Raw genomic sequence first — 11,522 nt, 5'->3', positions numbered from 1 at the left:
GGTCAATGACCTGCTTTCGGGACGATGACTCCGACGACCCGGACGAACGGGTCTCCGGAGGCTGCGACGGAGTCGATGATCGCACTCCAGTCCTTGGTGGTGTTCTCGACGACCTCCAGGTGAGAGTTCTTGCGACTGCCTGCCTCGGTGACGACGGCCAGCGCGGTCTGCTCCCATGCTTTGAGGTTCGCCCGGTAACGCTCCACACGGTCGAGGAGGTCGGACTCGAACACGTCTCGCCGGCCGCGGATGTGGTCGACGGCGGCGTCGATCGCCGCTGGGACCAACGCCTGGAGCCCGGTGATGTCCTGAGGTCCCGGATTGGTGGCGTTCTCGTTCAGCCCGGCGGCGGTGACCACGTCGTCGAAGTCCAGGACTTCGGGATCTGCGGGCAGGCCGCGCACGGCGCCCCAGTGCGCGATCGCCGGGCGGCCCGCGTCGTTGGACCACACCGCCTGGGTGAGGAAATGCGGCTCGCTCACGTCGCCGACAACCAAGGGGACCTCGTTGCGGCCGAGCCGCGCGACCGCCCGGTCGCCGGCCCAGTCGAGGACGGGATGGACTGGCGCCAGGAAGCCGACGTCGGGCCACGACGTCTTCTCCTCCTTCTGCGCCTTGGCGAGCCGTTGGTGAGCCAAGTCGGTGCTGCCGGTGAGGCGGAGCCGCTTCTCGATCCCTTGTTCGGTCAGGTAGTCCGGGGGAAGGTCGCGGAAACGGGTGACGAGGTCGTCGGGCGGGACGAAGGCGATGAGGTCGTTGTCGGCGTCGCGGTGCACGTCGAGTGCATGCGAGCCCTTCTCGGCGGCGAGGTCGGCGAGCTCCTCGGTCAGGAAGTCGTCATCGTCATTGAAGAACGAAAGGTGCGGTGCGGTCTCCGGTGCGTCGTCGGAGGCGTGGGTGCCGCCCTCGACGATGAGGCGTGCGAACGGGTTGAGGGCCTGCGGCTCGGCGGCCGGGATCGCGTCGTCGAGGTCCTGGCCCGACCGGATGGCCTCCATGACGGTCTCCTCCTCGATCTTCGCGTCGTGCAGATCCAGGAGCACCTGGGCGTCGCCGAGCGCGCGGTTGGCCTCGTCCTCCTTCTGCAGGAGTTTGGTGACCACATTCAGATCGTCCGTGACGTCCTCGTCGGAGGTAAGGGCCAGCGCCGTGACCTGCGGAGGCTCTAGCTGGCCATAGCGGTCGATGCGGCCGTTACGCTGCTGAATGCGGATGAACGACCATGGCAGGTCGTAGTGCACCAGGTGGTGGCACTCCTTGTGCAGGTTCAATCCCTCGGAGGCCATGTCGGAGGTCACCAGGACGCGGACCGGTGAGGTGCTCTGTCCGAACGCCTCGACGACGGCCTGCACCTTCTCATCGGGCAGTCCTGCGTGCAGGGTCTCCACCGCGAGGAGTCCGTTGACGGCCTTGGCAGGGAACTTCAGTCGCTGCCGGAGCTCGTCCTGCAGCCATCCGAGCGTGTCGATGCGTTCGGAGAAGACCACCACGCGCATGTCGGAGCCCTTGCCGACACCGATCGCCTTCAGGTGCTTCTCCAGCGCGGTGAGCTTGGCGGGGGTGGACTCCTCCGCAGCTGCGGCGAGACGGTCGAGCTCGGTGAGTGCGACGGACTCGCGGTCGGCGGGGTCGTCGATGGTCTGCAGTCGGCGGCCGATGCTGGTGCGCAACGCTTTCGGTGACGACAGGAACGCCTTGTACAGGGTCCACGGGAACAGTTGACTGCCCTTGCCGACCACCACGCGGTCGGTCTTCGGGTGCAGCCAGGTGTGCTCCAGTTCGCGCAGCACCTCGAGTTCCGCCGGGTTCGGTTCGACGCCGATCACCTCGGGCCGGAGCCGTTCCCGCCATTTGTGGGCCACGTCGAGCTTCACGTCGGGCGAGTTGCGGTGCCGGCGGACGTAAAGGTGTGCAATGTCCTTGGCCTCGTAGTCGTCCGGGTCGGCGATAGCGGTGGGATCGAGCAGATTGATCAGTTCGGCGAACGACTTCTGCTTGCCGTTGTGCGGTGTGGCGCTGGCGAGGATCAGGGCATCGGTCTGCGCGGCCAAGAGCCGGGCGAGTTCGTTGTTCTGCGTGTTCCGATTGATCAGGTTGTGGCACTCGTCGATCACCACCGCGTCCCAATGGTGCTCCTTGAGGTGATGCTTGTACCGCGCCGGATTCTTGAGCGTGTCGATGGAGACGATGACGCGCTTGTAGTAACCGAACGGGTTGCGGGAGCTCGGCAGGGTCTGCTTCACCTTCTGGATGCCCGCCGAGTCGAGCCGGATCAACGGGATCGCGAATCGCGTCCACAGCTCCTGCTGGAACTGTTCCAGGACCGCCCGCGGAGTGACGACGAGGATGCGGTCGCCGCGGCCGCGGCGGATGAGCTCCGAGAGCAGGATGCCGATCTCCAGCGTCTTGCCCAGGCCCACCGCGTCGCCGATGAGGATACGCGGTTGCAGGTTCTGCAGTGCCTGGGCCGCGGGCCGCAGCTGATAGTCCATGCGATCGAGCAGGGCTCGATGCCCCACTGCGATACGGGTGTCGGCCGCGGGCAGAGGGCTCGACCGGCGCACCGACTCCAGCCACAGCCGGGTCCGACGGAAGCCGGGGGAGCCGTCGACCACCAGCCGCCCGTCGCGCGGGTCCAGGCGGTCGACGGTGTCCAGATCGGGGTGATGGAAGAACACCGCGTCGCGATCGCGAACGAGTTCGCTGACTCCTCGTACCTCCACACGGGTGCCGTCGAGGGCCGTCGTGCGGACCGACCGGACGATCCACTCCTCATCGCGAATGACTACCCGTTCACCCGCAGCGATGTCTGCCACTGCACTCCTTCGCCGATCGCACTTCGTTCGAGCCTAAGCCTTCTGGAGGAACCCACTGAACAGGCCCGCGGACTCCTCCCCCGGTTCGTGAGTGCCGAACAGGAGCGCACGATCGAGGAGAGTGTTGTTGAGCTCGCACGACGTCTCGGGAGCCAGGACGCAGGCGTGACACGCGGCCATGTTGAGCGCGTCGGTTCCCGACGCCTCGGTCTCGATGCACACCGGGTCGGACGAGCACCACGACAGACGGGTCAGACCCTCGCGCACAGCGGCGGCGAACCGTTCCGGGTCGGCCTGGGACGCGACGCCTCCGAGGCTGCCCGCCGAGTCGCTGCTCGCGGTGTAGATCAGGACGCCAGCCATGTCGTCATCGACGAACAGCCGCTCACGCAGCGACGACGCAGGATAGCCGGCGTCGAGGGAGAGTTGGTCGATCAACACGTGCGCGAAGGTGTGGAGCGCGACTTTGACGATGTCGACAGTGATCGGATCGCGTTTGAATACAGCCGCTTGCCTGTTCGCCGCCTGCTGGAGTCGCTTCTGGCGGTCGGTCGCGAAATCGTCGGCCGCCCATGCTCGGAGCCGTTCGCGATCCATCGCGACGAAGATCCCTTCGCCGATGACCTCGATCGCGGGCAGCCAGTACGTCGGCTCGCTCGACAGGGTGCACAGGCGGTCCGGGTCGGATTCTCCGCTGAGCCGCGAAAAGCCGAACAGGGCGCGGACCTCGCGGAGTCGGGTGACCTTGCGCAGATCGGTGAAGAGGTCCGGGACCTCGACGTCGAAGTCACCGTCCGTGACGATCCGGTGGCAGACGAAGTCTGGTTCGTCGTCGGAGGCGTCGCGGCCGTCCATGAGGGCGCGGAACTCCTGACGGCGGAGGTCGTCCTCTCCGATGACGTCACCGTTCTCCTCGCCTCGACGACGTTCGACTTCTGCGATGATCCGCTCCACGCTGAACTTGCCGCGCGACTGTTTGGCGATGTTGCGCAGCAGGGCGTCGTTGACCGCCTCCGGGTCCTCCAACGCCGCCCAGTGCTTGTTGACGAACTTCGCGAGCGCCTCGGAGTACGGGGGGATCGAGATCGCCGAGCGGACCGCGGGAAACCATACGTTGGACGCGCCTCGTTGGAGGACGCGAGGAATCTCGGCACAGGCCTCGCCGTGGTCCGGTCCGAGCCAGGGCCGGTGCCCCTTGCACGAGGTCACGTCGCGCATTGCGAACGCCTGGGTCGCACCCTCCAGCGAGCGCTTGCGGACGCCGCAGCTGCATTCGAGGACCAGGTCGTCCAGGGAGGACGTCCTGCCGAGAGAGAGCATCTTCATCTCGTGCTTCGTATCGCCGTCACTGCTGCCGCCGCTGTTGCGGTGCAGCCAGGCGAAGAACGGGAACTCGTCGATGTGTCCGTTCGCGCACGCGGTGATCAGCCTGAACGGAGACAGGGAGACGCCGTTGCGACCGCGACCCGCTTCGCATCTGCAGTTGGACGAGTTCCAGTCACCGCCGAGCTGGTGCGGGGTGCCGATACGCCTGCACCCCGGGCAGATCTGGGTCCGTGGGAACCGAATCACCGGAACGTCACGCTTTCCGCCGGCCGGTGGGGTGCGCAATGCCTGCACCCCGAGCGATCTGGCCAGACGGGGCTCACTGACCTCGGGTGCGCGGTCTTCGTTCCAGTGGTCGAGTCCGACGATCATGAAGCTCGATGTCTCGGACGGAAAGAGCCCGCCGATTCCGTAGGTGCTGACCAGCTGGGTGCGGCGCGCTTTGGCGTCTGCAGTGCTCATGAGTTCCTCTTCATAGCGATCTGGTACAGGCTGCTCTCCGCATCCACGTCGCGAAGGCTCTGCATGGTGGGCCAGGGAACCTCCAGCTGGGAGTAACCGATCTCGTCGTTGACCAACGCGTCCTCGGGTCGGATCATCAGTGCGGCTTCGAGGTTCTTGTTCTGGTATTTCATCCCCTCGCGCTCCTCCCCGGCGTCGGCCCACACCTTGAGGAGCTCGGAGAGCTCGTTGTCGGTGTCCTCGGCCTCATTGTCGTCGACCCTCTCGACGCGGCGGACGATCAGGTCGACGATCTTGGTCAGGTCGTCCCAGCTCTCGTTCGCCAGGTGTGCAGCGGTGTTCGGTGTCATCTGCGAGATGAGGAGCCGAGCCATGGCGATGAGCACCCCGTGCAGCCCACGGTCGCGTGCGCGGGCCGCGAATGGAGTGGCGCTGGTCGCCTCGACAGCACGGTAAAGCGCCTGGTGAAATGGCCGGAAGCTCTCGTAGTGGGATCGGTCCCGCGACCTCGCCGAGTTGAAGACGGTGACGACGAGTCCGGGATGCTGTCGGCCCACGCGGCTGGTGGCCTGAATGTACTCGGCGCTGGCCTGCGGTTGACCCATGACGACCATGAGGCCCAGGCGGTCGATGTCGACGCCCACGGAGATCATGTTGGTCGCCAGCACCACGTCGTCCGGGTGGTCGCCGAAGCGACGCTCCAACGACTTGAGATGCCCCGGGATCTCCGACGACGGGACTCGGCTGGTGAGCTCGTTGATCTGCTTGATATCGCGACGCTGTGTGCCGTTCCGGCCGGCGACCACCCCGAGACGTTCGCGAACGTCGCCTTCCACCTGAAGGTTCGCGCTGCCGAGCACGCGGAGGCTGTTGAAGTAGCCGAGCAGCGTCCAGTAGGGGTCACGGGCGGTATCGGCGCCGGGTGTGTCCTGGGCCGCCTGCAGGAGAGCCGAGTAGACCCGCACCATCAACGTGGCGTGCGATGTGCCGGACGCCATCACTCCGACGTACTGCCGGGTTCCGAGCTCGTCCCGCGTCGAGGGTTCGGCGAAGAACGAGGAGTCGGGATCGATGCCCGGCGGCGGAAAGAGTGCGGTTCCGCGATCGAACACGGCTCGGATCTGCCTGTCGGCGCGGCGGATGGTCGCTGTCGAGGCGATGACCTTGGCTCGGGCACGGCCGGAGTCGTCGTCGAGCGAGGTGATCGCGCATGCTGCATCGACCGCAGTCTCGTAAAGTCCCACCATCGATCCGAGCGGGCCGGAGATGAGGTGCAACTCATCCTGAATGATGAGTTCCGGCGGGAGCCCACTGTCGCGTGCGAACAGTTTGCCGACGTTCTCGTTCCACGCCATCATCGCGAATTTGTCGACGGTTCCCAGAACCAGCTCCGGTCGGTCCCGATAGATATCCTCATCGATCACGTGGACCGGAAGGCCGTCTCGGAAGTCGCACGTGGGGGTGTCGCAGGCGATCCGGAGGTACGCCTCCGGCCGGGTGATGACCTTGTAGTTCTCATGATCCATCAGGGTGCCGCACCACGGACACTGCCTGATCTGCACGGGATTCTTATCGGCGATGTCCTCGCCGCGCGCCAGCTTCCGGAGTGAGGTCTTGGCCTCGGAGAGCGAGTTGGGAGTTGCGCCCGACCCCACCCAGAGCCCGATGGAGAAGCGTCGTTCGCCGAGGTCGCCGTTGTCCTTGCGGACAGTCTCCAGCGAACACATCAGCATGGACGCTCGCTCGAACTGCTGGATGGTCAGCAGGCGCAGCGTGTAGCGCATGATGACGGCGACGCCGATCGCCGCCGAGTTCCGGATACGGCGCAGCACGATGACGAACGCGACCAGTCCTAGGTACGCCTCGGTCTTACCGCCGCCGGTGGGAAACCACAGCAGATCGGCGAGGTCACGGTCGGAATGGGCAGGGTCGGTGATACCTGGGAGGTTGAGCAGCACGTAGGCGATCTGGAACGGCCGCCAGGCCGCCTCCGTTCCGTCCGTCAGCTCACCGGGACGCGCGCCACCACGAACCCAATCCTGGCGAGCACGCTGCAACTGCATCGCCCGATTGGCCAGACGGAAGGCCCGCAGCGCCTGTGCGTCATTCTCGAGCAGCTCGATTCCCGCATCGATGCGAGTCGCCGCCGTTCGCATCTCCCGAATGTGGGAGACCGCGACAGTTGCCAACTCGTCGCCCTCGACCTGCGCGGCACCGCTGGCGATGTCGCCTTCGAGCGCGTCGATCCAGGTGCGGTACGTCGCGGTAAGGCCGCGCAGGTTGGTCGTGATCGTCTCGACCGGCGCGTCTGCGAGTGTGGACATCCGCAGATCGACTCCGTCGAGCGCGCCGGGCCGCGCACGGTGAACGTCGTGCGTCGGGATGAAGGCCGTCGACACTCGGGCGATGGCGCCGTCGACGACGTCTCCCGGCTTCCATGTGGCCGAGCATCCGTGGCCGGCCGCGAAGGAGTAGGCGTGCCGGTACAGGAGGGCTGCGCTGTCCAGGTCTGGGTCTGTTCCGAGGTTCATCGGTGCCTGGCGGTCGACGATGTCCGCGTGTTGCGTGGCAACTTCCAGACCCGCCTGAAACCAGGCCATGCCGTCGCGCAGATCGCCCTTCACCGACTGGTGGGTGTTGTTGAGGGCCACCGTTATTGTGACGGCATCGTCGCGCACCGGGCGCACGAGGCAGTACAGTTGCAGCCCGGCGGCAACCTCGTGGCGAGTGATCCCCGGTGTCGCCAGACCGATCGTGAACGCAGTTGCAGGCAACGGGATTCGACGCCAGTTACCGGCCGCGCCGTCGTCGCCCACCGATTGCTCATATCGCGCGGCCGACGGCGTGATCGTGACGGCGTTCGCTGATGCGCGGACCGACAGTGTCATGCCCATCGACGATGGGAAGCGCATCCGCGCCTCTGCCACCGGGCTGCCCTCGTCGGCCTCCGAATCGGCCTCGGCTCCGCCGACGTCTGCCGCGGACGACTGCGCCTCGGCGTCGGCGTCGGCAGAACTCTCCGGCCGCGGCCACAACGCGCCGACGATGTATCGGTTCAGGGGGGCCTCCCCGATCTCCTCGTCCTCCCCGCCGGCCGGACCGACCAGATCGTCGACGAGCGCGTCCACCATCTTGTCGCGGAAGCGGTACTTCTCGTCGAGTGTCGGATCTGTCATCGCACTTCCTCCATCGCATCCCATTGAGGTCTTGCCATTCCCACGATTCGCGGCACGAGCCAGAAGCCTCCCGGTCCCACACCTGCTTGCTCGGTCATTCGAGGGTCGCCCGCCGTGGTCTCCACCGAGACCAGCAGCAGGTCGGCGAGTTCGGCCGGCCACACGCCGCGCCTAACATTGAAAAGCCGTGCGAACGCCGTTCCGAACTCCTCGTTCGTGACACCGATGGGCTCGCCGTCGAGTAGGAGTGCGTACACCGGGAAGTCGAGGTCGCTGCGTTCGACGTCGAGTTCTGCCGTCACCGAGCTCCCCGGCACCGCGTCGGTCAGAACACGTTGGATGTCTGCTGCACTCTTCGCACCGGATCCGGTCGGGCGGCCGGTGTACACGTCGGATTGAGTGAACTCGATGGCGCAGGCACGGGTCTTGGGCCGCCGCCCCGTTCGCTCTTGAAGCCGCCCCGGGAGCCAGTGGAATTCCCGAATACTCGTCCACGATCGGACGAGCTCGATCACCTCCAGGTGGTCCCGAGCCCTGGTCAACGCAACGTAATCGCGCCTGATACGCGCCCATGAATCCTCGTACCGATCGGTCGAAGCCTTGACGATGAACACGTTGTCGAACTCGAGTCCCTTGGCACGGTGGATCGTCGAGACGACGATCGACGCGTCGTCCGGCGCGGTCAACGTGAGCGGCACGCTGCCGGACCTCACGCGGTTAGCCACGCGCCGCAAGTTGATCTGATATCGGTTGCGCGAGAATCCTTCCGTCGACTTCAGCAGCGTCCAGCGGCAGTCGACCGATTCGTGTGTACCACCGACCTGCGCGGCGAGCGCCGCTTCGACGTCCGACTGCGCGGCGGTCGGGCCCGGCAGCGGCGCCAGAGCCTTACCGAGCCACGGCGCAGCTCCGACGTGCTGTGCAGGTCGCCGAACACTGTGCCGAACTCCCTGGCTCGACATCGCCCGTGACACCCGGAGTACTTCCGCGTTGCTCTGGCAGAGGATCGCCGACCGCCCGGTGAACGAACGGACGAACGTCCAGTCGTCGATGCCGCGCCTTGAAGGCAACGATGCCTTGAACGTCTCGACAAGCTGTGTGGCCGCTGACGGGTCGGTCTCGCTGCGCAACTGCACACCGAGGTCGAGAACGCGCAGGCAATCGGTCCCGCGGGCACGGTAGTGGTGGTCCAGACTCACCGATTCGAGACGGTAACCGTCTCTGAGCCGGGTGAAGAACGTCTCGGACGACGTCGAGCTCTCGGATTCGTCGAGGACGAAGTCATAAATCCCCTGCAACGGATCCCCGAGAACGGTAAGGCCCGCATCGACGGGCAGAGCGTCGAGAATCGCCAGCACGAAGTCCGCCCGGTCGCCCACCAGGTCCTGCGCCTCATCGATGATGAGGTGACGCAGATCTGCGACCGCGGCCGGGGCCTCCGCTGCGGCTCGCAATGCTGCACCTGCCTGTCGAATCCGGGCGCCATAGGATCCCGTCGGCTCCTCGTCGAGGTCGAGAAGCAATTCCGAAGCGAACGAGTCGAAGGTGCGGACGTTGACGTCGGCAAGGTCTCGGTCGGCGAGCCTGCTTCGAATCGCGTGCACCGCGGCGCGCGAGAAGCTGAGAACAAGGACTTCCGTCGACGCCGAGATCCCGCCGTCGAGCAGGCTGACGAGCCGCGCCGCGACGACTTCGGTCTTCCCCTGCCCTGCGCCTGCAGTTACAAGGAGTCGCTCGTCGCATTCCGCGTCGACGACCCTGCGCTGCGACGGATCCAACTTCACTTGATCAACACCTGTCTGCTCGATTGCCGTCGGACGACCCGCCGGACTTCACTGTCCCGTTTCCGGAAGTTCGGCCATCGCGTCCGCCGGAGGTACCGGTCTGTTCTACCCGTGGGGTACGACATACGCCGCGATACAGCGAATCGGCATCGATGCGCCGGAGGAGCGACTGAGCTCGACATGCGTGCTGTGAACCACAGTGCGGACTATACCGCTCGGATCAGACAGTTCGGATTGTCACGACGCGTCGATTAACACATGTCAATCATTAAGCGTCAGAAGGTCATTCGTTCCTATGAATCATTCGGATGCACGACCTGCGCGATCCGATCGGCGGAATCGTGGACATCCTCGTGCTCCCAGATCCGCATCACGGTCCACCCTGCTGCGGTCAGCAGCCTGTCGGTGTCTCGATCCCTCGTCCGGTTCGTCTCCACCTTCGCCGCCCAGTACTCGGCGTTCGTCTTGGCGACGGTGAAGTGCTCCGGGCACCCATGCCAGAAGCAGCCGTCGACGAAGATCGCGATCTTCTTGCGGGGGAAGACGATGTCGGCGCGCCTTCGTACACCCTTCATCGGGGCGCGGTCGACGAAGTAGCGCAGTCCCCTACGATGCAGCTCCGACCGCAGCCTCAACTCCGGGCCGGTGTCCCGGCTCCGGTTCGACTGCATCGATCGTCGAACCGCCTCCGACGACGCCCATGACTTCGCCACCCTTCGATGATCCCACTCGTTCCGGCGCTCCGACGGCCTTGGTAGGCGTGTCCCATCGAACGCCTCCGCGCACCACCACCGAGTCTTTGATCCTCAGCTGTCTCTCGAGATCTGGTGACACCCAGTAGTCGGCACGGGCAGCGAAGAACGCTTCACTCAGCTCGACGTCGATGCCCAAGAGCCACGAAAGAAGGTGGACGCCGAGTCGGGGTGGGACCGCATTGCCGATCTGCTGCGCCACATCTCGTCCGTCCCACGGGTAGTCCCATGGAAAAGTCTGGAGACGACCGGCCTCTTCAGCGTAGAACCTGCGTTCAGTTTGACCGTCGCCAAAGAGGATTCGGTTCCGAAAGATCTTGCCGGTGACAGTGAATGCGGGGTGATCATGACCTCGTTCACCGCGATCCCTCGGATTTCCGCCCTTGCCGTAGTTTGATCTGACGGTGAAGGGCATATCCCATCCGAGTGCCTCCCCCATACTGGTCCATCTCGCTCGATCGACCGACGACTCGCTTCGGGATCCGTGACTATGTGCGGTGCGGACATACTTCTGGTGGGTCGGGTCCGGAAACTGCACCTTCTTCGACGCCATGCCCCACCGAGCGGCGAGTACAGCACGCCGCCGTGTCTGTGGAACGCCGAACTCCTCTGTGCAGAGAACGTCGACGTCGACCCCGTATCCCTTGCTCTCCAGAACAGCCTGCATCGCCTCCCACACAGGCTTCACCGCAGGAACCTGCTCGAGCATGATCGCCTCGTACGGACGTCCTGCGTCCAGCGCCTTCAGCGCCCAGATCAACGGCTGGAGCACGAGCCCCGTGCGCGGATCGAACTCTGGATCCGCGGTTCGTTGTTCGAGCCACTGCAGAACTTCATCCATTCGCCCTGCCCCGAGCATCTGGACGAGCGCTACCACCTGATCCAGCGCCCGCCGCCCGTGGCCGTTCCCGGCAACGGTAAAAGTCTGACACGGCGGTCCGCCGGTGAGGACGTTGATGGTCTCAGTGAAATCGTCTGGCTGCCAACGGGTCACGTCAGCGAGGATCGAGCTCAGACCGGCGGCTTCGCGAGTGTCGACCGCGGATTCGTCGAACTCGATCCCGATTGCGGGAACACCGATCCAGTGCGCCGCGACATCTAAGCCACCTGGACCGGCGAACAGATCGACGATCATCGGCAAGTCCACCGGGGGCAGTGGGCCAGCCTTCGGATCGATCACCTTCGTAGGGTAGCCGGCAAGCAGTC

General features: G+C 65.4%; 6 protein-coding genes. All 6 read right to left on the bottom strand.

Annotated elements, in window-relative coordinates; genetic code table 11:
• Positions 1-2: 2 nt before the first annotated feature.
• The 6 genes from AAFO60_RS20545 to AAFO60_RS20520 all read right to left on the bottom strand — a co-directional run bounded on the left by AAFO60_RS20545 (position 3) and on the right by AAFO60_RS20520 (position 11,496).
• The gene (locus AAFO60_RS20545; protein ID WP_347958105.1) at positions 3-2,816 is read right to left on the bottom strand and encodes a DEAD/DEAH box helicase; all 2,814 of its coding nucleotides are present in this window, start codon (positions 2,814-2,816) and stop codon (positions 3-5) included.
• 33 nt (positions 2,817-2,849) lie between these two features.
• On the bottom strand, positions 2,850-4,604 hold the full coding sequence (locus AAFO60_RS20540) for a DUF1998 domain-containing protein (RefSeq protein ID WP_347958104.1): 1,755 nt from the start codon (positions 4,602-4,604) through the stop codon (positions 2,850-2,852).
• Positions 4,601-7,780 carry a helicase-related protein gene (locus tag AAFO60_RS20535; RefSeq protein ID WP_347958103.1) on the bottom strand — a complete coding sequence of 1,060 codons (3,180 nt, stop codon included), beginning with the start codon at positions 7,778-7,780 and terminating at the stop codon, positions 4,601-4,603. The genes AAFO60_RS20540 and AAFO60_RS20535 overlap by 4 nt, the downstream gene beginning before the upstream one ends.
• Positions 7,777-9,564 carry an ATP-dependent helicase gene (locus AAFO60_RS20530; RefSeq protein WP_347958102.1) on the bottom strand — a complete coding sequence of 596 codons (1,788 nt, stop codon included), beginning with the start codon at positions 9,562-9,564 and terminating at the stop codon, positions 7,777-7,779. Before AAFO60_RS20530 ends, AAFO60_RS20535 begins: the two co-directional genes overlap by 4 nt.
• 293 nt (positions 9,565-9,857) lie before the next feature.
• Positions 9,858-10,235, bottom strand: a complete 378-nt coding sequence (locus AAFO60_RS20525) for a very short patch repair endonuclease (protein WP_347958101.1) — start codon at positions 10,233-10,235, stop codon at positions 9,858-9,860.
• The gene (locus AAFO60_RS20520; protein ID WP_347958100.1) at positions 10,171-11,496 is read right to left on the bottom strand and encodes a DNA cytosine methyltransferase; all 1,326 of its coding nucleotides are present in this window, start codon (positions 11,494-11,496) and stop codon (positions 10,171-10,173) included. Before AAFO60_RS20520 ends, AAFO60_RS20525 begins: the two co-directional genes overlap by 65 nt.
• Positions 11,497-11,522: the final 26 nt, after the last annotated feature.

It is taken from the genome of Gordonia aichiensis, assembly GCF_039946255.1.
Taxonomy (GTDB): Bacteria; Actinomycetota; Actinomycetes; order Mycobacteriales; family Mycobacteriaceae; genus Gordonia; species Gordonia aichiensis_A.
The sequence above is the reverse complement of the archived record's forward strand: the minus strand, read 5'-3'. Positions and strand labels throughout refer to the sequence as shown.